20 protein-coding genes are annotated in these 20,270 nt (G+C 71.0%); all 20 read left to right on the forward strand.

Going from position 1 to position 20,270, the window contains the following annotated elements; all coding sequences use genetic code 11:
• The first annotated feature begins 153 nt into the window (after positions 1-153).
• The gene (locus AC1PZ7_RS03945) at positions 154-1,518 is read left to right on the forward strand and encodes a sensor histidine kinase (protein WP_482358209.1); all 1,365 of its coding nucleotides are present in this window, start codon (positions 154-156) and stop codon (positions 1,516-1,518) included.
• Positions 1,519-1,522: 4 nt separating this feature from the next.
• On the forward strand, positions 1,523-2,530 hold the full coding sequence (locus AC1PZ7_RS03950) for an NADH-quinone oxidoreductase subunit B family protein (protein ID WP_482358210.1): 1,008 nt from the start codon (positions 1,523-1,525) through the stop codon (positions 2,528-2,530).
• Complete coding sequence (locus AC1PZ7_RS03955) at positions 2,527-3,993, forward strand: nickel-dependent hydrogenase large subunit (RefSeq protein ID WP_482358211.1); 1,467 nt, start codon at positions 2,527-2,529, stop codon at positions 3,991-3,993. Before AC1PZ7_RS03950 ends, AC1PZ7_RS03955 begins: the two co-directional genes overlap by 4 nt.
• A gap of 8 nt (positions 3,994-4,001) precedes the next feature.
• Positions 4,002-6,287: a carbamoyltransferase HypF gene (gene hypF, locus AC1PZ7_RS03960; RefSeq protein WP_482358212.1), complete on the forward strand. Its 2,286-nt coding sequence runs from the start codon at positions 4,002-4,004 to the stop codon at positions 6,285-6,287.
• Positions 6,288-6,463: 176 nt separating this feature from the next.
• Positions 6,464-7,588 (forward strand): hydrogenase small subunit, encoded by a 1,125-nt coding sequence (locus tag AC1PZ7_RS03965; protein ID WP_482358213.1) that lies wholly within the window; start codon positions 6,464-6,466, stop codon positions 7,586-7,588.
• Positions 7,585-9,396: a nickel-dependent hydrogenase large subunit gene (locus AC1PZ7_RS03970; protein ID WP_482358214.1), complete on the forward strand. Its 1,812-nt coding sequence runs from the start codon at positions 7,585-7,587 to the stop codon at positions 9,394-9,396. The genes AC1PZ7_RS03965 and AC1PZ7_RS03970 overlap by 4 nt, the downstream gene beginning before the upstream one ends.
• A 12-nt stretch (positions 9,397-9,408) precedes the next feature.
• Positions 9,409-10,161: a Ni/Fe-hydrogenase, b-type cytochrome subunit gene (cybH, locus tag AC1PZ7_RS03975; RefSeq protein ID WP_482358215.1), complete on the forward strand. Its 753-nt coding sequence runs from the start codon at positions 9,409-9,411 to the stop codon at positions 10,159-10,161.
• A 303-nt stretch (positions 10,162-10,464) separates the two neighbouring features.
• Positions 10,465-11,082, forward strand: a complete 618-nt coding sequence (locus tag AC1PZ7_RS03980) for a HyaD/HybD family hydrogenase maturation endopeptidase (protein WP_482358216.1) — start codon at positions 10,465-10,467, stop codon at positions 11,080-11,082.
• A gap of 5 nt (positions 11,083-11,087) precedes the next feature.
• Positions 11,088-11,432 (forward strand): HypC/HybG/HupF family hydrogenase formation chaperone, encoded by a 345-nt coding sequence (locus AC1PZ7_RS03985; protein WP_482358217.1) that lies wholly within the window; start codon positions 11,088-11,090, stop codon positions 11,430-11,432.
• Complete coding sequence (locus AC1PZ7_RS03990; protein WP_482358218.1) at positions 11,429-11,896, forward strand: thioredoxin domain-containing protein; 468 nt, start codon at positions 11,429-11,431, stop codon at positions 11,894-11,896. Before AC1PZ7_RS03985 ends, AC1PZ7_RS03990 begins: the two co-directional genes overlap by 4 nt.
• An 8-nt stretch (positions 11,897-11,904) precedes the next feature.
• Positions 11,905-12,774, forward strand: a complete 870-nt coding sequence (locus AC1PZ7_RS03995; protein ID WP_482358219.1) for a hydrogenase expression/formation protein — start codon at positions 11,905-11,907, stop codon at positions 12,772-12,774.
• 9 nt (positions 12,775-12,783) lie between these two features.
• On the forward strand, positions 12,784-13,602 hold the full coding sequence (hybE, locus tag AC1PZ7_RS04000) for a [NiFe]-hydrogenase assembly chaperone HybE (protein ID WP_482358220.1): 819 nt from the start codon (positions 12,784-12,786) through the stop codon (positions 13,600-13,602).
• Positions 13,599-14,597, forward strand: coding sequence for a nickel-dependent hydrogenase large subunit (locus AC1PZ7_RS04005; protein ID WP_482358221.1), 999 nt, complete (start codon positions 13,599-13,601; stop codon positions 14,595-14,597). Before hybE ends, AC1PZ7_RS04005 begins: the two co-directional genes overlap by 4 nt.
• Positions 14,590-14,931, forward strand: coding sequence for a hydrogenase maturation nickel metallochaperone HypA (gene hypA, locus AC1PZ7_RS04010; RefSeq protein WP_482358222.1), 342 nt, complete (start codon positions 14,590-14,592; stop codon positions 14,929-14,931). The genes AC1PZ7_RS04005 and hypA overlap by 8 nt, the downstream gene beginning before the upstream one ends.
• Positions 14,931-15,854: a hydrogenase nickel incorporation protein HypB gene (hypB, locus tag AC1PZ7_RS04015; RefSeq protein WP_482358223.1), complete on the forward strand. Its 924-nt coding sequence runs from the start codon at positions 14,931-14,933 to the stop codon at positions 15,852-15,854. Before hypA ends, hypB begins: the two co-directional genes overlap by 1 nt.
• A complete protein-coding gene (locus AC1PZ7_RS04020) occupies positions 15,851-17,323 on the forward strand; it encodes a sigma-54-dependent transcriptional regulator (RefSeq protein ID WP_482358224.1) in 1,473 nt (490 codons plus the stop codon). Before hypB ends, AC1PZ7_RS04020 begins: the two co-directional genes overlap by 4 nt.
• Before the next feature lie 10 nt (positions 17,324-17,333).
• Positions 17,334-17,639 (forward strand): HypC/HybG/HupF family hydrogenase formation chaperone, encoded by a 306-nt coding sequence (gene hypC / locus AC1PZ7_RS04025; RefSeq protein WP_482358225.1) that lies wholly within the window; start codon positions 17,334-17,336, stop codon positions 17,637-17,639.
• Between the two features lie 14 nt (positions 17,640-17,653).
• Complete coding sequence (hypD, locus tag AC1PZ7_RS04030; protein ID WP_482358226.1) at positions 17,654-18,790, forward strand: hydrogenase formation protein HypD; 1,137 nt, start codon at positions 17,654-17,656, stop codon at positions 18,788-18,790.
• A complete protein-coding gene (gene hypE / locus AC1PZ7_RS04035) occupies positions 18,787-19,863 on the forward strand; it encodes a hydrogenase expression/formation protein HypE (RefSeq protein WP_482358227.1) in 1,077 nt (358 codons plus the stop codon). The genes hypD and hypE overlap by 4 nt, the downstream gene beginning before the upstream one ends.
• A 15-nt stretch (positions 19,864-19,878) precedes the next feature.
• The gene (locus AC1PZ7_RS04040) at positions 19,879-20,262 is read left to right on the forward strand and encodes a hypothetical protein (protein ID WP_482358228.1); all 384 of its coding nucleotides are present in this window, start codon (positions 19,879-19,881) and stop codon (positions 20,260-20,262) included.
• Positions 20,263-20,270: the final 8 nt, after the last annotated feature.

Raw genomic sequence — 20,270 nt, forward strand, 5'->3', positions numbered from 1 at the left:
ATCCGGCCCCCATCGGCCGATACGGCCGGGCGCCCGGTGCGGGCGCCACACGGCACGGCGCCGGACCCGTGGCGGCAGATGCGGGGCCGCATTGCTGATCACCGGAGCCCGCACTACTGTCGGGCCGGATAAGGGTCGTCGGGAGCATCGAGGGTGCGGGAACGTCCGGGCCATATTTGGGATGAGGCGGAGCGGGCGCTCGACGCCGGTGGGGCGTCGGCCCTTGGCGTCGCGCAGACCGACGAGGCCTGGATCGCCGTCATCCAGAAGATGGACGAGACCTACGCCAAGCTGGTGACCCAGCAGGTGGCGCTGGAGCAGAAGAACGTCGCGCTCGAGGAAGCCCAGACCTTCATCGCCGGGCTCATGGCCTCGATGACCGACATTCTGATCGCCTGCGACCTCTCCGGCCGCATCGAGCAGGTGAACCTCGCCGCCGAGCGCGCCCTCGGGCGGCCGACCGGCGAGCTGGCGCGCACGCGGCTCGAGGAGCTGCTGGCGGCGGAATCGCCGACCCATTTCGACCATCTGCGCGGCTGCGTCGAGCAGCGCGCGCGCATCAGCGACCGCGAGCTGGTGTTCCGCACGCCGGAGGGGGCGTTTCTGGTTTCCGCCAATGGCGCGGTGCGCTTCGACGCGCGCGGGCGCGCCGTCGGGCTGGTGCTGGTGTGCCGGCCGATCGGCGAGCTGCGCCAGGCCTATAGCGACCTCGAAGCCGCGCATGAGCGGCTCAAGCAGGCGCAGCAGCAGCTCGTCCATTCCGAGAAGATGGCCTCGCTCGGCCGCCTCGTCGCCGGCGTCGCCCATGAGCTCAACAACCCGATCTCCTTCGTCTACGGCAATGCGCACACGCTGCGGCGCTATAGCCAGCGCCTGACCGCCTATGTCGACGCCGTCGCCCGCGGGACCGACGCGCCGGCTCTGGCGAAGCTGCGCCAGGAACTGAAGATCGACGGCACGCTCGCCAATATGGAGGGCACGCTCGACGGCATGCTGGAAGGCGCCGAGCGGGTGCGCGACATCGTCGCCGACCTGCGCCGCTTCTCCGCCGACCGGCGCGAGGCGCGCGAGGTGTTCGATGTCGGCGTCCTCGTGCGCGCGGCGCTCGACTGGGTCGCCAAGGCGCAGGCCCCCGACATCGAGACGCGGATCGACGTGCCGGAGGGCCTGAGGGCGGTCGGCCATCCCGGCCACATCCACCAGGTGCTGATGAACCTCGTGCAGAACGCCGTCGACGCGATGGACGGGCAGGCGGTGCGCCGGCTGGAGATCACCGGTAGCGGCGGCGACGAGATCGTGCTGGTCCTGCGCGACACCGGGCCGGGCATCGCGCCGGAGATCGCCACGCGCATCTTCGATCCGTTCTTCACCACCAAGCCGGTCGGCAAGGGCACCGGCCTCGGCCTGTCGATCAGCGACCGGATCGTCGAGGAGCATGGCGGCAGCCTTCGCGCCGGCAACCACCCGGAGGGCGGGGCGGTGATGACGCTGCGGCTGCCGGCGGCGCGGGAGGACTGAGCGCATGTCCGAGACCTTCAACGTGCTGTGGATCCAGTCCGGCGGCTGCGGCGGCTGCACCATGTCGCTGCTCTGCGCCGAGGCGCCGGACCTCGCCGCCACGCTGGCGAGCGCAAATATCCGCATGCTGTGGCACCCGACGCTGTCGGAGGAGACCGGCGCCGAGGCGCTCGCCCTGTTCGATCGCGTGCTGTCGGGCGAGGTCCGGCTCGATGCGCTGTGCGTCGAGGGGGCGATGCTGCGCGGTCCGAACGACACCGGCCGCTTCCATCTGCTCGCCGGCACCGGCGTGCCGACCATCGCCTGGGTGCGCCGGCTGGCGGCGGTGGCCGAGCATGTGGTCGCAGTCGGCACCTGCGCCGCCTATGGCGGCGTGACGGCGGCGGGGATCAACCCGACCGACGCCTGCGGCCTGCAATATGACGGACGCCGGGAAGGCGGCGCGCTCGGCGCCGATTTCCGCGCCCGCTCCGGCCTGCCGGTCATAAATGTCGCGGGCTGCCCGACCCATCCCAACTGGATCACCGAGACGCTGATGCTGCTGGCGGCGGGACTGCTGGGCTCGGATGATCTCGATCTCTACCGCCGGCCGCGCTTCTATGCCGACCACCTCGTGCACCATGGCTGCCCGCGCAACGAATATTACGAGTACAAGGCGAGCGCCGAGAAGCTGTCCGATCTCGGCTGCATGATGGAGCATCTGGGCTGCGTCGGCACCCAGGCGCATGCCGACTGCAACACGCGGCTGTGGAACGGCGAGGGCTCCTGCACGCGCGGCGGCTATGCCTGCATCAACTGCACGGCCCCCGAATTCGAGGAGCCCGGCCACGCCTTCCTGGAGACGCCGAAGCTCGCCGGCATTCCCATCGGCCTGCCGACCGACATGCCGAAGGCGTGGTTCGTCGCGCTGTCCTCCCTCGCCAAGGCGGCGACGCCGGAGCGGCTGCGGCGCAACGCCACCAGCGACCATGTCGTGACCCCGCCGGCCGTGCGCGACCTGCGCAGACGATGAGCGCGCCGGGGGCAGGGGACGGCACGACGCGCCTGGTCGTCGGCCCGTTCAACCGGGTCGAGGGCGACCTCGAAGTGCGGCTGGAGATCGCGGAGGGAAAGGTCGAGGCGGCCTTCGTCTCCTCGACCCTGTTCCGCGGCTTCGAGCGTATCCTCGAGGGCCGCGACCCGCACGACGCGCTGATGATCGCGCCGCGCATCTGCGGCATCTGCTCGGTCTCGCAGTCGCATGCGGCGGCGCTGGCGCTGGCGGGGGTGCAGGGCCTCGTGCCGACGCCGAACGGGCGCACCGCCACCAACCTGCTGGTCGCCACCGAGAATGTCGCCGACCACCTGATGCATTTCCACGTCTTCTTCATGCCGGACTTCGCCCGCGCCGCCTATGCCGACCGGCCGTGGTTCGCGCGGGCGGAGGCGCGCTTCAAGGCGGCGCAGGGCGCCTCCGTGCGGGCGGCGCTGGCGACGCGCACGACGCTGCTGCACATACTCGGGCTGCTCGCCGGGCGCTGGCCGCACACGCTGGCGCTGCAGCCGGGCGGGGTGACGCGCGGGGCCGATTCGCGCGACAAGATGCGGCTGCTGGCGACGCTCGGCGCGGTGCGACAGGCGCTGGAGGAGCGGCTGTTCGGCGTCCCGCTGGAACGCGTCGCCGCCCTTGCCGAACGCGGCGAGCTCGCCGCGCTGCGAGAGGGCGAAAGCGATTTCGCGCTGTTCCTCGCCATTGCCGAGGATCTCGAGCTCGACCGGCTCGGGCGCGCCCATGACAGCTATCTCAGCTATGGCGCCTATCCCGGCGAAGACGGCCCGCTCTATGCGCGCGGCATCTTCTCGGCCGGCGGCACCGGCCGGCTCGACACCGGGGCCATCGCCGAGGACCACACCAATGCGCGGATGGAAGGCCGCTGGCGGGCCCATCATCCCTTCGAGGGCTTCACCTTCCCGGATGCGGAGGACGAGGACGGCTACAGCTGGTGCAAGGCGCCGCGCCTCGCCGGACGGCCTTTCGAGACCGGCGCGGTGGCGCGCCAGCTCATCGACGGCCAGCCGCTGATCCGCGCGATCGTGGCGGAAGGCGGGGGCAGCGTCCTCGCGCGCGTCGTCGCCCGGCTGGTGGAGACGGCGCGCACCCTCATCGCCATGGAGGGCTGGGTGCGGGCGCTGGAGCCCGGCGCCCCGTGGTGCGCGCAGGGCGACATGCCGCGCGAGGGTCGCGCGGCCGGGCTGACCGAGGCGGCGCGCGGCGCGCTCGGCCACTGGCTGCGTGTCGAGAACGGTCGCATAGCCGGCTATCAGATCATCGCGCCGACGACCTGGAACTTCTCGCCGCGCGATGCCGCCGGCGTGCCGGGGCCGCTCGAAGCCGCGCTGGTCGGCGCGGCGGTGCGCCAGGGCGAGACGACGCCGGTGGCGGTTCAGCACATCGTCCGCTCCTTCGACCCGTGCATGGTCTGCACGGTTCATTGAGGCCAGCGATGCCCGCCGAGGAATTCGTGGTGCGCGGGCTGGTGCAGGGCGTCGGGTTCCGGCCCTTCGTCTGGCGGCTGGCGCAGCGGCTGGGCGTTGCGGGCGAGGTGTCGAACCGGGGCGACGGCGTGCTCATCCGCGCCATGGGGCCGCAGCCGGCGCTGGACGCCCTCGCGCTCGCGCTGCGGGCCGAGGCGCCGCCGCTGGCCCGGATCGAGGCGCTGGAGCGTCGCTGCGTCGCGCCATTCGCAGTGGAGGGCTTCACCATCGCGGCGAGCGCGCCGGGCGCGGTCTCGGTCGGCGTGGTGCCGGACGTCGCGACCTGCCCCGCCTGCCTGGCGGAAATCCGTGACCCGGCGGCGCGCCGCCATCGCTACGCCTTCGCCAACTGCACCGATTGCGGGCCGCGCTTCTCCATCGTCGAGGGCCTGCCCTATGACCGGGCGACCACCACCATGCGCGGCTTCCGGCTCTGCGCCGCCTGCCGGGGCGAGTATGAGAATCCCGCCGACCGGCGCTTCCACGCTCAGCCGATCGCCTGCCCCGCCTGCGGCCCGCGCCTGAGCTTCGAGGCCGGCGGCGTCGCGCCGGGCGGCGATCCGCTCCAACTGGCGGCCGGGCGCCTGCGGGCCGGGGCGATCCTCGCCATTAAGGGCATTGGTGGCTTCCACATCGCCTGCGACGCCGGCAATGAGGTCGCGGTGGCGGAACTGCGGCGCCGCAAGCGCCGTCCCACCAAGCCGCTCGCGGTCATGGTGCGCGACCGCGCCATGCTCGAGGCCCTGTGCGAGGTCGGCGCGGCGGAGGCGGAGGCACTGGCCCACCCCTCGGCGCCGATCCTGCTGCTGCGCCTGCGGCGTGGGGCCGCCCTCGCGCCCGCGCTGGCGCCGGGGCAGGACCGGCTCGGCGTCATGCTGCCCTACACGCCGCTGCATCACCTGCTGCTGGCGGCGGTCGACCGGCCGCTGGTGATGACCAGCGGCAACCGCTCCGGCGCGCCGCAGATCCATCGCGACGCGGAGGCGCGCGTGTCTCTCGCCGGCATCGTCGACGGCCTGCTGCTGCACGACCGCGCCATCGCCCGGCGGCTCGACGACAGCGTGGCGCAGGTCGCGTCGGGCCGGCTGCGGGTGCTGCGACGGGGACGCGGCCTCGCCCCGGCGCCGCGCGCCCTGCCGTCGGGCTTCGCGCCGGCGCCGGCGGTGCTGGCGCTGGGCGGCGAACTCAAGAGCGCCATCTGCCTCTGCGTCGCCGGCCAGGCGCTGCTCTCGCATCATCTCGGCGATCTCGACGAACTGGCGACGCAGGACGCGTTCGAGGCGGCGCTCGCCGACTACACCGCCCTGTTCGACCATCGGCCCGAGGCGGTGGCGGTCGACCTGCACCCTGACTACCGCGCCAGCCGGATCGGCGCGGGGCTGGCGGCCGCGCGCGGCCTGCCGCTGATCGGCGTTCAGCACCACCACGCCCACATCGCCGCCGCCATGGCGGAGAACGGCTGGAACCTGCAGGGCGGTTCGGTCGTCGGCATCGCCCTCGACGGGCTGGGGCTCGGCGAGGACGGCACCGCCTGGGGGGCGGAAATCCTGCTCTGCGACTATGCGGCGAGCCGGCGGCTGGCCCACCTCGCGCCGATTCCGCTGGCGGGCGGCGACGTCGCGAGCCGCGAGCCGTGGCGGGTGCTGCTCGCCCATCTCGACGCCGCCCTGCCGCCCGAGGCGGTGCCGGCCGGCCTGTTCGAGGGGTTTCCGGCGGCGACGCTGCGGGCGATGATGGCGCGCGGGCTCAACGCGCCGCCGGCGAGTTCGGCCGGCCGGCTGTTCGATGCCATGGCGGCGCTGCTCGGGCTGGCGCCGGCGCGGCTCAGCTTCGAGGGCGAAGCGGCGATGGCGCTGGAGGCGCTGGCCGCCACCGCGCCGGCCGACCTGTCGCCCTATGCGCTGGAGGTTCGCCGCTACGGTGAGCTGGCGCAGATCGACCCGGCGCCGATGTGGCGCGCGGCGGTCGCCGACCTCGCGGCCGGGAGACCGGCGGCGGAGATCGCCCGGCGCTTCCATGCCGGCGTGGCGTACGCCTTCGCCGACCTCGCCATGACCCTGGCCACGGCGCATGGCGCGACGGCCATCGCGCTCTCCGGCGGCGTCATGCAGAACGCGCTGCTGCTCGATCTCCTGCTCGGCCAGCTGGCCGGCGCCGGCCTGCCGCTGCTGGTTCCCGCCGAGGTTCCGGCCAATGATGGCGGGCTCGCCTTCGGCCAGGCCGCGGTCGCCGCCGCGCGCCTCCTGAAGCGGTAAGCGGCTTACCGATCCGGCCGGAAAGCGGTCTGCCGGCTTCCGCGCCGCCAGCCGGGTGAAGTCCATCAATTTGTTGTAATTGTTATAAAATCTACGCTGGCACAGCGGTTGCTGTGATCCTCCCGACCGGGATGCCTCGACGCGCCCGGTGCTCGAACCAATGGGAGGGCCGCTGCATGGCCGGGCTTGAGACCTTCTACGAGGTGATGCGACGCCAGGGCATCACCCGCCGCTCGTTCCTGAAATACTGCTCGCTGACCGCCGCCGCGCTCGGGCTCGGCCCGGAATTCGTGCCCGAGATCGCCCACGCCATGGAGACCAAGCCACGCACCCCGGTGCTGTGGCTGCACGGGCTGGAATGCACCTGCTGCTCGGAGAGCTTCATCCGCTCGGCGCATCCGCTGGCCAAGGACGTCGTGCTGTCGATGATCTCGCTCGACTACGACGACACGCTGATGGCCTCCGCCGGCCATCAGGCCGAGGCGATCCTCCATGAGGTGATGGAGAAGTACAAGGGCAACTACATCCTCGCCGTCGAGGGCAACCCGCCGCTCAACGAGGACGGCATGTACTGCATCGTCGGCGGCAAGCCCTTCCTCGACCAGCTGCGCATGGTCGCCAAGGACGCGAAGGCGGTGATCTCGTGGGGCTCCTGCGCCTCGCATGGCTGCGTGCAGGCGGCCCGACCGAACCCGACCCGCGCCACGCCGGTGCACGAGGTCATCACCGACAAGCCGATCATCAAGGTGCCGGGCTGCCCGCCCATTGCCGAGGTGATGACCGCCGTCATCACCTACATGCTCACCTTCGACCGCATCCCCGAGCTCGACCGGCAGGGGCGGCCGAAGATGTTCTATTCGCAGCGCATCCACGACAAGTGCTACCGCCGGCCGCATTTCGACGCCGGCCAGTATGTCGAGGCCTTCGACGACGAGGGCGCGCGCAAGGGCTACTGCCTCTACAAGGTCGGCTGCAAGGGCCCGACCACCTACAACGCCTGCTCGACCACCCGCTGGAACGACGGCGTGTCCTTCCCGATCCAGTCCGGTCACGGCTGCATAGGCTGCTCGGAGGACGGCTTCTGGGACAAGGGCTCCTGGTATGCCCGCCTGACCGACCTGCACGGCGTCGGCTTCGGCATTGAGGCCAATGCCGACCGCATCGGCATGGCCGCGGCCGGCGTGGTGGGCGGCGCCGTCGCCGTGCATGCCGCCGTGAGCGCGCTCAAGCGCGCCCGGCACAAGGGCGGCGACCTTCAGAAAAACGCCGCTGAAAACGGACATACGGGAGAAGCGGCATGACCATCCAGACGCCAAACGGCTTCACGCTCGACACCTCCGGCAAGCGCATCGTCGTCGATCCGGTGACCCGCATCGAAGGCCATATGCGCTGCGAGGTGAATGTCGACGCCGACAACATCATCCGCAACGCGGTCTCCACCGGCACCATGTGGCGCGGGCTGGAAGTGATCCTCAAGGGCCGCGACCCGCGCGACGCCTGGGCCTTCGTCGAGCGCATCTGCGGCGTGTGCACCGGCTGCCACGCGCTCGCCTCGGTGCGCGCGGTGGAAGACGCGCTGCAGATCAAGATCCCCTACAACGCCTTCCTGATCCGCGAGATCATGGCCAAGGTGCTGCAGTGGCACGATCATGTCGTGCATTTCTATCACCTGCACGCGCTCGACTGGGTGAACCCGGTCAACGCGCTCAAGGCCGACCCGAAGGCGACCTCGCAGCTGCAGCAGATGGTCGGCCCCGACCATCCCAATTCCAGCCCCGGCTATTTCCGCGACGTGCAGAACCGGCTGAAGAAGTTCGTCGAGAGCGGGCAGCTCGGCATCTTCAAGAACGGCTACTGGGACAACCCGGCCTACAAGCTGCCGCCCGAGGCCGACCTCATGGCGGTGACGCATTATCTGGAGGCGCTCGACTTCCAGAAGGAGATCGTGAAGGTCCACACCATCTTCGGCGGCAAGAACCCGCACCCGAACTACATGGTCGGCGGCGTGCCCTGCGCCATCAACATGGACGGCAACATGGCGGCCGGCGCGCCGCTCAACATGGAGCGACTGAACTTCGTCCACCAGCGGCTGATCGAGGCCTACGAGTTCTCCAAGAACGTCTATGTGCCCGACGTCATCGCCATCGCCTCGTTCTACAAGGATTGGCTCTATGGCGGCGGCCTGTCGGGCTCCAACGTGCTCGACTATGGCGACTACGAGCTGGTGCCGGGCGACAAGTCGACCGACCAGCTGCCCGGCGGCGTGATCCTGAACGGCAACTGGGACGAGATCCATCCCATCGACCCGCGCGACCCCGACCAGGTGCAGGAATTCGTCGCGCACAGCTGGTACAGCTATGGCGACGAGACCAAGGGCCTGCACCCCTGGGACGGCGTCACCCAGCCGAAATTCGAGCTCGGGCCCAATTTCAAGGGCACCAAGACCGACATTCGCGAGCTCGACGAGAGCGCGAAATATTCCTGGATCAAGTCGCCGCGCTGGCGCGGCAATGCCTGCGAGGTCGGCCCGCTCGCCCGCTATATCCTCGCCTGGGGCCACAATGTCACCTATGTGAAGGACCAGGTGAACGACGCGGTCGGCCGCTTCAATTCGCTCGCCGGCACCAGCCTCACCCCGAAGCAGGCGCTGCCCTCCACCATCGGCCGCACCCTGGCGCGGGCGCTGGAGGCGCATTACTGCGCCAAGATGATGCTGGAGGATTTCGAGCGGCTGATCGGCAACATCAAGGCCGGCGACAGCTCGACCGCCAATGTCGAGAAGTGGGACCCGGCCACCTGGCCGAAGGAGGCCAAGGGCGTCGGCACGGTGGCGGCGCCGCGCGGCGGCAACGCCCACTGGATCCGCATCAAGGACGGGCGGATCGAGAACTACCAGTGCGTCGTACCGACCACCTGGAACGGCGGCCCGCGCGACCCGATGGGCAATATCGGCGCCTTCGAGGCCTCGCTGATGAACACGCCGATGGAGCGGCCGGAGGAGCCAGTGGAAATCCTGCGCACCCTCCACTCCTTCGACCCCTGCCTCGCCTGCTCGACGCACGTCATCTCCCCCGACGGGGAAGAGATGGCGCGGGTCACGGTGCGCTGAGGGGAGGCGGCGATGACAAGCATCGACCCGTCCGCCCTCGAGGGCACCGACCGCCCGGCCATTCCCGCGACCGTCGAGGGGGAGCCGGCCGGACGCGTGACCGCCGTCTATGTCTATGAGGCGCCCGTCCGCCTGTGGCACTGGATCAACGCCGCCGCGATCAGCGTGCTGGCGGTGACGGGCTATCTCATCGCCTCGCCGCTGCCGACCATGTCGGGGGAGGCGAGCCAGCACTATGTGATGGGGACGATCCGCTTCCTGCATTTCTCGGCGGGCTACATCTTCGCCATCGGCTTCCTGTTCCGCATCTACTGGGCCTTCGTCGGCAACCACCACGCGCGCCAGCTCTTCATCCTGCCGTTCTGGCGCCGTGCCTACTGGATCGGTCTCGTCGAGGAGGCGCGCTGGTACTTCTTCCTCGCGTCGAAGCCGAAGAAATATGTCGGCCACAACCCGCTGGCGCAGTTCGCCATGTTCTGGGCGATCGGGGTGGGGTCGGTGTTCATGATCTTCACCGGCTTCGCCCTCTATTCCGAGGGCGCGGGGCGGGGAAGCTGGCAGGACGATCTGTTCGGCTGGGTCATTCCGCTGCTCGGCGGCAGCATGGAGGTGCACACCTGGCACCATCTCGGCATGTGGGTGATCCTGCTGTTCGTGATCGTCCACGTCTACGCGGCGGTGCGCGAGGACATCATGTCCCGCCAGTCCATCGTCTCGACGATGATCTCCGGCGTGCGCACCTTCAAGGACGACGACCCCGACTGAATTCCACCATCCCGGCCTTCCAGGCGGGGTCCGGCCGTGCGGGGACATGGTCGGCATTGGGGCGCGGCTTCGGCTGCGCCCTTTCTTTTGGAAAACAACCTTCCAATTTTACCCAATGTTGGAAATCATACTTCCAATACGTTGGAAGGCAGGTGTCCGTCAGATCCGGTTTTCCACGTATTCGCAAGGTGTTAGCCAGGCAGTCCGGCGTTGGCACGCGGCTTGAATTGAGAAGTATTCGAAAGAGCGGCGCAGACCGCTCGCATTCTGGGGCCTAGGAAATCCGCTCGGGAGACGTCGCCTATGGACGACGAACGCATTCTTGTGCTCGGCATCGGCAACATATTGTGGGCGGATGAGGGCTTCGGCGTCCGCGTCATCGAGACGCTCGACGCGCGCTACGAACTGCCGGACCATGTCTCCGTGCTCGATGGCGGCACGCAGGGGCTCTACCTCCTGCCCTATCTCGAAGACGCCTCCGGCGTCGTCATCGTCGACGCCATCGATTACGGCCTGCCGCCGGCGACGCTGAAGGTGCTGCGCGACGACGAGGTGCCCGCGGTGCTCGGCGCCCGCAAGATGAGCCTGCACCAGACCGGCTTCCAGGAAATCCTCGCCCTTCTGAAACTGAGGGACCGCGCGCCGCGCCGGCTGCGCCTCGTCGGCGTGCAGCCGGAACGGCTCGACGATTATGGCGGCGGCCTCACCCCGGTGGTGGCGGCGCGGATCGAGCCGGCGCTCGAGACCGTCCTGTCGATCCTCGCCGACGAGTTCGGCGTCGCTGCCGCGCCGCGCCGCTCCTTCGCCGGTTTTACCGCGCCCGCCATCTCGCGCGAGGCCTATGAAGCCAGCCGCCCGAGCGCGGAGGCGGCCTGCCGGGTCGGCGACGCGCGCGTGCTCGCCGGCTGGCATCGCGGGTAAGCGCCATGTGCCTGGGAATCCCGATGCGGATCGAGCGGATCGAGGGCTGGACCGGCCTCTGCCGGAATGGCGACGAGATCACGTCCATCGACCTCTCCCTGCTGCCGGAGGCGCAGCCGGGCGACCATGTGCTCACCTTCCTCGGCGCCGGCCGCCGGCTGCTCGATGCGCAGGAGGCCGGCCAGATCGCCCAGGCGCTGGCCGCCGTCGCCGCGGTGATGCGCGGCGAGACCGAGGGCATCGACGCCGCCTTCGCCGATCTTGTCGGGCGTGAGCCGACGCTGCCGCCGCACCTTGCCGCCCTGACCGGCCCCCAGACCGCTTCCGACCGGGAGGAAACCGCGCCGTGACCCTCGCCACGTCTACCCTCGCCCCGACTGTTCCCACGACGCCGGCCGGCGACAGTCTCCATCCGCTGGTCGGCCGCCTCATTGACGTGCACGGCTATCCCTATCTCGACGCGGAGAGCCTTCCCGACTGGCCGTCCGGTGTCCGGCTGCTGTTCCTGCCGGCGCACGGACGCGGCCATGTCGAGACGCCCGACATCGCCGTCGTGCTGCCCGAGCTCGTCGCCGTGCTCGGCACCGATGCGGCGGCGGTGGCCGGCCCGGCCTGCGAGCGCCACATGCGCGACAGGCTGGGCGGCATCGCGCTCCCCGCCATCGTCGTGCTGCGCGGCGCCGAGCCGATCGGCTCGCTCGCCCGCATGCGGGACTGGGACGAGTTCATCGACCGGCTCGCTCCGCTCGTCGCGGCGGCGCGGGACGGCGCGGCGTTGCCGCCTTCCGCCGCGCTCCCCACCGTCACGTCGTGAGGCCCGCCATGTCGTCACTGCCCTACGCAACGGTCCCGCCCATCGGCTACGGCCCCGGCAGCCAGCCCGAAGGCGAGGAAGGGCTCGCCTATATGCCGATGCCCTCCGGCATGCGCACCTATGAGCCGCATCTGCCGGAAATCGACGATCCGGAACGCGCCCGGCCAGCGCTGGAGACGCTGGAGGCGATCCATGCCGCGCTGGCGCAATGGACGCCGAACGGCTCCAGCGCCATCGCCCTCGACGAGCTCGACGCCGCGGCGCGCGCCCTCGTCGACGAGACGCTGGGCGAGGGCGAGGTCTCGGTGCTGCTCGAGACGCCGGGTGAGCGCATCGAGATCCAGGAAGCGACGCTGGCCGGCGTCTGGCGGGTACGTGCCGTCGCGAAGAGCCAGGGCCGGGCGGCGCCGGCGCGCGAGCGCATCGAGGTGACCGCCTTTCCGCGCGGCGCGCTGGTCCGCGCCTTTCCCCGCGAATGGCCGGTCGATCTCGACTACGCGCAGGCGCCGCGGCCCGGCATCGTCAACGCGCCGGCCATCCTGACCGAGATCGTGCACAAGAGCCGGGCCTACCGCCCCGGCGAGCTGCCGCACGTCGTCAATCTCACACTGCTGCCGGTCACGCCGGAGGACTTGGCGGCGATCGAGATGGGGCTGGGGCAGGGCGGCGTCACCATTCTCTCGCGCGGCTACGGCAACTGCCGGATCGACGCCACCGCGACGCGCGGGGTCTGGAGGGTGCGCTACTTCAACTCGGCCGACACGCTGATCCTCGATACGATCGAGGTGGCCGACGTGCCGGCAGTGGCCTGCGCGGCGCCGGAGGATATCGCCGATTCCGCCCTGCGCCTCGCCGATATCCTCGAATCGGTGCGCTAGGAGGCCGCCATGTCGATGCTCCGCTTCGAAGGCTCCTTCCTCGGCGATGCCTCCCGGCTGCCGCCCGAGGCCGTGCTCGAATGCAAGATCTGCTGGCACGTCTACGATCCGGCGGAGGGCTGCGACTACTGGCAGGTGCCGGCCGGCACGCCGTTTGCGGCGCTGCCGGGCCATTGGCGCTGCCCCAAATGCGACGGCGCCCGCGACCAGTTCATGGTGATCGACACCGGCGCCGCCGGCGCCGTGGCAGAAACACCGCGCCCGGCGCCGCGTGCCGATCCGCTGCCCGCGCTGGCGGCGGAAAGCGCCCGCCGCTTCGAGGCCACCTTCCGCGAGATCCATGTCGGGCAGATGCGCGGCGTGCCGCTGGTCAACGAGACGCTGGAGGTCCGCGCCATCGGCTTCCGCCCCTATGATGGCCGCGTCATCGGCGTGCTGCTCACTCCCTGGTTCATGAACATCGTGCTGGTGCCGGGGCCGGACGACGATTGGTCGGCACGGGATTCCGGCAGCCGCGAACTGCTCGACTTCCCCTCGGGCGAATATGAGTTCATCGACGCCAGCCGGCCCGAGACCGGGCCCTACAAGGCCTGCTCGCTGTTCTCGCCTATGTTCGACTTCTCCTCGATGCTGCAGGCGGAGGAGACCGCCCGGGCCGCCCTCGCCGCCCTGTTCGACCCCTCGCTGCGCGTGGACGAGGACGAGGCCGGAGGCACTGCCCTGGAAGGCCCCGCGCCGACCGCCGGCGGCACCCGGCCGGCCGAGCCGAGCCGCCGCGCGCTGATCTTCGGCGCCGGCCTCGCCGAGGCGCGGAGCGCGCAGACATGATCGGGGCGCTCGACATCGCGTTCGACGCGTCCGGTTCCGGGCCGAGGTGGCGCTTCGCCCCTACCGCCGGGCCGGAGGTCGCGCGCGTGGTGATCGGGCGCTCGCCGGAAGAGGCGGCGCGCATGCTGCCGCGTGTCTTCAACCTCTGCGCCGCCGCGCATGCTGTCGCCGCCGCCGGTGCCCTCGGCCTGGCATCGACCGGCGCCGGTGTCGAGGAGGGCCGGCGTGAGGCCGTCCGGCAGGAGCGGCTGCGCGACCACGCCGTCGCGGTGCTGAACGACTGGCCGGCGCTGCTCGGCGCGCAAGGCGATCGCGCCGCGCTGCGCCGGCTCGGCGGCGGCGCGCAGGAGCGGCTCGCGCTGCGCCGTCACCTGCTCGGCGGCGACATTGAGCTCGCCGAGGCCTCGCCCGCCGCGCTCGACGGCTGGCTGGCGCGCGGCGACAGCCCGACCGCGCGCCTCTTGCTGCTGCTGCGGACGCGGCTCGAACCGGGTTGGGGTCGGGTGGAGCTCGACCGGCCCCGGATGCCGGACATCGTCGCCGCGCTCGATGCCGGCCAGCCCGGCGCGCCGCGCGAGACGACGGCGGCGGACGGATGGCGCACGGCGCCGCTGATCGCCGCGCTGGTCGTGCGCGAGGGCGCCAGCCTGTTCGTCCGGCTGCTCGCCCGCCTGCTCGATTTCGTCGCCGGCCTCGCCGGGCGGCCGGAGCGGGACGCGCCGTGCCGCGCGCCGGCCGGCATCGGCCTTGCCCGCGCCGCGCGGGGCCTGCTCGCCCATCGCGCCCGTGTCGAGCACGGCATCGTCGCTGATTATCGCGTGCTGGCGCCGAGCGCGTGGAACCTGGCGCCGGACGGGCTGCTGGCGCGTATGCTCGCCGTCTTGCCGGTGGGGAGCGACACGCCGATGCTGGCGCGGATCGCCGTCGCCTGCGTCAATCCCTGCGTGCCGGTGCGGCTGCGTTTCGAGACCCGGGAGGGACGAGGCGATGCATGAGATGGCGCTGTGCGAGAGCCTGCTCGATTCGCTGCGCGAGGCCTCGCGCACCCATGGCTTCGCGCGGGTGACCAAGGTGCGGCTCGCCGTCGGACGCTTCGCGGGGGTCGAGGTCGAGGCGCTGCGCTTCGGCTTCGACGTCGTCATGCGCGGCTCGCTCGCCGACGGCGCCGTGCTCGACGTGCTGGAGGAGCCGGGCACCGGATGGTGCTTCGACTGTTCGACCACCGTGCCCCTCGCCGACCGCCTCGCCTCCTGCCCGCATTGCGGCGGCGAGCGGCTGCGGCCGAACGGTGGAACGGATTTGCGCATCAGGGATCTGGAGGTGGTGTGATGTGCGTGACCTGCGGCTGCGGCCCGGACGAGGTGACGATTTCCGGCGCCCAGGGCGAACGGCGACCGAGCGACCATGGCCATCACCACCACCCCGGTGGCCACGATCATGATCATCATGAGCATGGCCACGACCACCACGATCATGACGATCAGCATCACGCCGATCATCCCCCGCACGATCACGGCGGCCCGCGCGAGCAGCGGCTGATCGAGCTGGAGGACCGCATCCTCGCCAAGAACGACGCCTATGCCGTGCGCAACCGCGTCCGGCTGAACGAAGGCGGCGTCTTCGCCATCAACCTTCTGGCGGCGCCCGGCGCCGGCAAGACGACGCTGCTGGTCGAGACGCTGAAGGCGCTCGGCGGCCGGGTGCCGGCGGCGGTGATCGAGGGCGACCAGCAGACGCAGAACGATGCCGAACGTATCCGCGCCACCGGCACGCCGGCAGTGCAGATCAACACCGGCAAGGGCTGCCATCTCGACGCGCACATGGTCGGCCATGCGCTGGAGGAACTCCCGCTGCCGGCTGGCGGGCTGCTCTTCATTGAGAATGTCGGCAATCTCGTCTGCCCGGCAGCGTTCGATCTCGGCGAGACGCGCCGCGTGACGCTGATCTCGGTCACGGAGGGCGAGGACAAGCCGCTGAAATATCCCAACATCTTCGAGACGGCGGATCTCGTCGTGCTCACCAAGGTCGATCTGGTGCCGCATCTCGATGTCGACGTGGCGATGATCGAGCGCAACATCGCGCGGATCAATCCGACCGCGCCGATCCTGCACAGTTCGAGCCGCGGCACGCCGGGCCTGGCCGCCTGGCTCGGCTGGCTCGCCGAGGAGAGGCGTCACCTGCTCCACGTGCTCGCGGCGGAATCGGAAGGCAAGGCGCGCGCCCTGCGCGCCAGCGCGGAGATGGTGCCATGACGACGCGGGCGGGGATCCTCGTGGTCGACGACGAGCCGCGCTCGGTGGAGGTGATCGCCCGCGTGCTCGGCGAGGATTTCGACGTCCACACGGCGCTCAATGCCGGCGACGCGCTGACGATCCTCGAGAACGAATGGATCCAGGCGGTCTTCTGCGACCAGCGCATGCCCGGGCGTTCCGGCGTCGACCTGCTCACCGAAGTGAGGGCGCGCTGGCCCGACGTCGTGCGCATCATCGTCACCGGCTACACCGATCCCGGCGACATGATCGGCGCCATCAACGAGGCCGGCATCCACCAGTTCATCACCAAGCCCTGGCACCCCGACCAGCTGCTGCTGGCGGCGCAGGGTGCCGCGCGCCTCTACCAGCTCCAGCGGGACTATGACCGGCTGTCGCTCGAACTGAAGCTGGCGGCGCCGGCGGCGCAGGCGCGTGTCGTCGAGCGCCACGAGAAGGTGCTGCGCAATTTCCATTTCGACGCGCTGGTGCGCACGCCGGGCAGCCCGCTGAACGAGGTGTGCCGGCGCGCCGCGCAGGTCGCCAGCTTCGACATCCCGGTGCTGATCCTCGGCGAGACCGGCACCGGCAAGGAGCTGCTGTCGCGCGCCATCCACTATTCCAGCCTGCGCTCCGAGCTGCCCTTCTTCGCGGTGAATTGCGGGGCGATCCCCGACGAACTGTTGGAATCCGAGCTGTTCGGCCACAAGAAGGGCGCGTTCACCGGCGCCCACACCAACCGCATCGGCCTGCTCGACCAGGCCGATGGCGGCACCATCCTGCTCGACGAGATCGGCGACGTCTCGCCCGCCTTCCAGGTCAAGCTGCTGCGCTTCCTGCAGGAGGGCGAGATCCGCCCGGTCGGCTCGAACGACGTCAAGCGGGTGGATGTGCGCGTCATCGCCGCCACCCACCGCACCCTCGCCGCCGAGGTGAAGGCGGGCCGCTTCCGCGAGGATCTGTATTACCGCCTTGCCGCGCTGACGCTCACCCTGCCGCCGCTGCGCGAGCGGCGCGGCGATCTGCGCGCGCTCGCCCTGCGGCTGCTCGACCAGCTGTCCACGACCCATGGCAAGCGGGTGAAGGGCTTCACCGACGAGGCGCTGGGCTGCATCGAGACCTATGACTGGCCCGGCAATGTCCGCGAGCTGCAGAACGAGGTCACGCGTATGCTGGTGCTGACCGGCGGCGACCTGCTCGGCGCCGACCTGCTCTCCTCCCATGTCGTGCACGGCGCGGCGGCCGCCGCCGCCCGCACCATGCCGGACGACGACGCGGCGATCCGCGCCACCGGCCCGCTCAAGGACCGCGTCGAGCGGATGGAAGCGCTCATCCTGATGGAAACGCTCGTGCGCTGGCGCTGGAACAAGAGCCGCGCGGCGGAGGAACTCGGCCTGTCCCGCGTCGGGCTGCGGGCCAAGCTGGAACGCTACGGTATCGACCGCAACGCCGCGTTCGCGCGCAGTCACTGAGGAGGAAACCATGTGCCTCGGCATTCCCGGCCGCATCGTCGACATCGTCGACGAGGACGCCATGCTGGCCACCGTCGACGTCTCCGGCGTGCGCCGGACGGTCGACGTCGTCTGCGTGGCCACGCCCGGCAGGCCGCTGTCCGATCTCCTCGGCGGCTGGGTGATCGTCCATGTCGGCTTCGCGATGAGCCTGATCGACGAGGAGGAGGCGGCCGCCACGCTCAAGGTGCTGGCCGAGATCGGCGAGGCGGAGGCCGAGATCGAGGCGATCCGCGCGAGCAGCGTCGAACCCATCCACCCGGCCGCCGCTTCCTGAGGGGGAGAAACGCCATGCGCTATGTCGACGAATTCCGCGACCCCGCCCTCGCCCGCGCGCTGATCCGCGAGATCGAGACGCTCGCCGCGCGCATGGAGCGCGGGCGCGACCGGCCCTTCGCCATCATGGAAGTGTGCGGCGGGCATACCCACGCCATCTTCCGCTACGGGCTGGAGGGGCTGCTGCCCGACATCATCGAGTTCGTGCACGGCCCGGGCTGCCCGGTCTGCGTGCTGCCCATGGGGCGGGTGGACGACTGCGTCGACATTGCCGAGCGGCCGGAGGTGATCTTCGCCACCTTCGGCGACGCCATGCGCGTGCCGGGCTCGCGCAAGAGCCTGCTGACCGCCAAGGCGGAGGGCGCGGATGTGCGCACGGTCTATTCGCCGCTCGACGCGCTGGCGCTGGCGCGCCGCAACCCGGAGCGCGACGTGGTGTTCTTCGGCCTCGGCTTCGAGACCACCATGCCCTCGACCGCGCTCACCGTGCTGCGCGCCGCCCGCGAGGGCGTCGACAATTTCTCGATCTTCTGCAACCACATCACCATCATCCCGACGCTGCGGGCGCTGCTGGAGACGCAGGATCTCGGCATAGACGGCTTCATCGGGCCGGGCCATGTGTCGATGGTCATCGGCACCGAGCCCTATCGCTTCATCGCCGAGGAGTTCGGCAAGCCGCTGGTGGTCTCCGGCTTCGAGCCGATCGACCTGCTGCAGTCGCTGCTCATGGTGCTGCGCCAGCTCGACCGGGGCGAGGCGGCGATCGAGAACCAGTATGCCCGCGTCGTGCCGGATAGCGGCAACCGGGCGGCCATGGATGCGGTCGAGGCGGTGTACGAGACGCGGCCCACCTTCGAGTGGCGCGGCCTCGGCTCGATCGAGCGCTCCGGCGTGCGCCTGCGCGAGGCCTATGCCCGCTTCGACGCCGAGCGGCGCTTCGCCGTGCCGGAGATCAGCGTCGCGGACCCTGACGCCTGCCGCTGCGGCGAGGTGCTCACCGGCAAGCTCAAGCCCTGGGGCTGCCCGATGTTCGGCACCGCCTGCTCGCCCGAGACGCCGCTCGGCGCTCTGATGGTCTCCTCCGAGGGCTCCTGCGCCGCCTATTACCAGTATGGCGGGGTGCGCCAGCCCAGCCTGGAAGGTGCCGCATGAACCCGCATGTCCGCCCGCCATCGGTGTCGTCGGCGCGTCCCGCGCGCCGCGCGCTGCCGCCGACCATCACGCTCGCCCATGGCGGTGGCGGCAGCGCCATGCGCGACCTGATCGAGGAGATTTTCGTCGCGGCCTTCGCCGGCGACGGCGCCCCGCTGGAGGACCAGGCCCGTTTCGACCTCGCCACGCTCGCCGCGTCCGGCGACCGGCTCGCCTTCACCACCGACAGCTTCGTGGTCGATCCGCTGTTCTTCCCCGGCGGCGACATCGGCAAGCTGGCGGTGTGCGGCACCATCAACGACATCGCCGTCGGCGCCGCCCGCCCGGTCGCGCTGTCCTGCGCCGTCATCATCGAGGAGGGGCTGCCGGTCGAGACGCTGCGCGCGGTCGCCACCTCGATGGCGGAGACGGCGCGTGCGGCGGGGGTGCCGATCGTGACCGGCGACACCAAGGTCGTGACGCGCGGGGCCTGCGACAAGCTTTTCGTCACCACGACCGGCATCGGCGTCGTGCGCGCCGGCTTCGACATCGGCATTGGCCGCGCCCGGCCGGGCGACGTCGTGCTGGTCAACGGCCTCCTCGGCGACCATGGCGCGGCCATTCTCAACGCGCGCGGCGATCTCCTGCTGGAGACCGCCATCGAGAGCGACTGCGCCGCGCTGCACGGGCTGGTCGACGTGCTCGTCACCGCCGCGCCCGGCGTGCGCAGCCTGCGCGACGCCACGCGCGGGGGCGTCGCGGCGGTGCTGAACGAGCTGGCCGAGGCGAGCGGTGTCGGCGTGCGCATCCGCGAGCTAGACACGCCGGTGCGGCCGGAGGTGCAGGGCTTCTGCGAGATATTGGGGCTCGACCCGCTCTACCTCGCCAATGAGGGCAAGCTCGTCGCCATCGTCCCGCCGCAGGAGGCCGACGCGGCGCTGCGCGCCCTGCGCGCCCATCCGCTCGGCGTCGAGGCGCGGGCGATCGGCGAGGTGGTCGCCGATCGGCCGGGCCGGGTGGTGATGGAGACCCGGTTCGGCGGCGAACGCATCGTGGATATGCTCGTCGGCGAGCAGCTGCCGCGCATCTGCTAGCGCCGCGCGTCGCCCATGCCGCCCTCCACTCCGACGATCGGCGAGATGCTGCGCGTCGTCGGCTGCCCGCTGGTGGAGGTGGCGGCCGACGAGGACGTGCGGTCGATCGCCCGTCTCATGAGCTTCTCCGGGCTCGACGCGGTGCTGCTGGTGCGGCCTTGCGGCGCTGCCGAGCGGATCGTCGCCGGTCGGGACGTGCTCTGCGCGCTCGCCGGCCGGGAGAGCCCCTGCCGGCACGCCTGCGGGATTCCCCGCTGCGCGCCGGAGGACGCCTTCCACGCGGTCGCCCGGACCATGCTCGACGAGGATCACCCGGCCGTGCTGGTGGAGCGCCGCGGGGAGCGGCTCGCGCTCATCACCCGCGACAGCCTCGCCGACTATCTCGCTGCCGGTGCCTGATATCGCCC

The organism is Ancylobacter sp. TW_SC_1, assembly GCF_056836805.1.

What these genes read in the sequence shown, in the direction of transcription:
- AC1PZ7_RS03950 (WP_482358210.1), top strand. Translation starts at nt 1,523, where the DNA reads ATGTCCGAGACCTTCAACGTGCTGTGGATCCAGTCCGGCGGCTGCGGC.
- AC1PZ7_RS03955 (WP_482358211.1), top strand. Translation starts at nt 2,527, where the DNA reads ATGAGCGCGCCGGGGGCAGGGGACGGCACGACGCGCCTGGTCGTCGGC.
- hypF (WP_482358212.1), top strand. Translation starts at nt 4,002, where the DNA reads ATGCCCGCCGAGGAATTCGTGGTGCGCGGGCTGGTGCAGGGCGTCGGG.
- AC1PZ7_RS03965 (WP_482358213.1), top strand. Translation starts at nt 6,464, where the DNA reads ATGGCCGGGCTTGAGACCTTCTACGAGGTGATGCGACGCCAGGGCATC.
- AC1PZ7_RS03970 (WP_482358214.1), top strand. Translation starts at nt 7,585, where the DNA reads ATGACCATCCAGACGCCAAACGGCTTCACGCTCGACACCTCCGGCAAG.
- cybH (WP_482358215.1), top strand. Translation starts at nt 9,409, where the DNA reads ATGACAAGCATCGACCCGTCCGCCCTCGAGGGCACCGACCGCCCGGCC.
- AC1PZ7_RS03980 (WP_482358216.1), top strand. Translation starts at nt 10,465, where the DNA reads ATGGACGACGAACGCATTCTTGTGCTCGGCATCGGCAACATATTGTGG.
- AC1PZ7_RS03985 (WP_482358217.1), top strand. Translation starts at nt 11,088, where the DNA reads ATGTGCCTGGGAATCCCGATGCGGATCGAGCGGATCGAGGGCTGGACC.
- AC1PZ7_RS03995 (WP_482358219.1), top strand. Translation starts at nt 11,905, where the DNA reads ATGTCGTCACTGCCCTACGCAACGGTCCCGCCCATCGGCTACGGCCCC.
- hybE (WP_482358220.1), top strand. Translation starts at nt 12,784, where the DNA reads ATGTCGATGCTCCGCTTCGAAGGCTCCTTCCTCGGCGATGCCTCCCGG.
- AC1PZ7_RS04005 (WP_482358221.1), top strand. Translation starts at nt 13,599, where the DNA reads ATGATCGGGGCGCTCGACATCGCGTTCGACGCGTCCGGTTCCGGGCCG.
- hypA (WP_482358222.1), top strand. Translation starts at nt 14,590, where the DNA reads ATGCATGAGATGGCGCTGTGCGAGAGCCTGCTCGATTCGCTGCGCGAG.
- hypB (WP_482358223.1), top strand. Translation starts at nt 14,931, where the DNA reads ATGTGCGTGACCTGCGGCTGCGGCCCGGACGAGGTGACGATTTCCGGC.
- AC1PZ7_RS04020 (WP_482358224.1), top strand. Translation starts at nt 15,851, where the DNA reads ATGACGACGCGGGCGGGGATCCTCGTGGTCGACGACGAGCCGCGCTCG.
- hypC (WP_482358225.1), top strand. Translation starts at nt 17,334, where the DNA reads ATGTGCCTCGGCATTCCCGGCCGCATCGTCGACATCGTCGACGAGGAC.
- hypD (WP_482358226.1), top strand. Translation starts at nt 17,654, where the DNA reads ATGCGCTATGTCGACGAATTCCGCGACCCCGCCCTCGCCCGCGCGCTG.
- hypE (WP_482358227.1), top strand. Translation starts at nt 18,787, where the DNA reads ATGAACCCGCATGTCCGCCCGCCATCGGTGTCGTCGGCGCGTCCCGCG.
- AC1PZ7_RS04040 (WP_482358228.1), top strand. Translation starts at nt 19,879, where the DNA reads ATGCCGCCCTCCACTCCGACGATCGGCGAGATGCTGCGCGTCGTCGGC.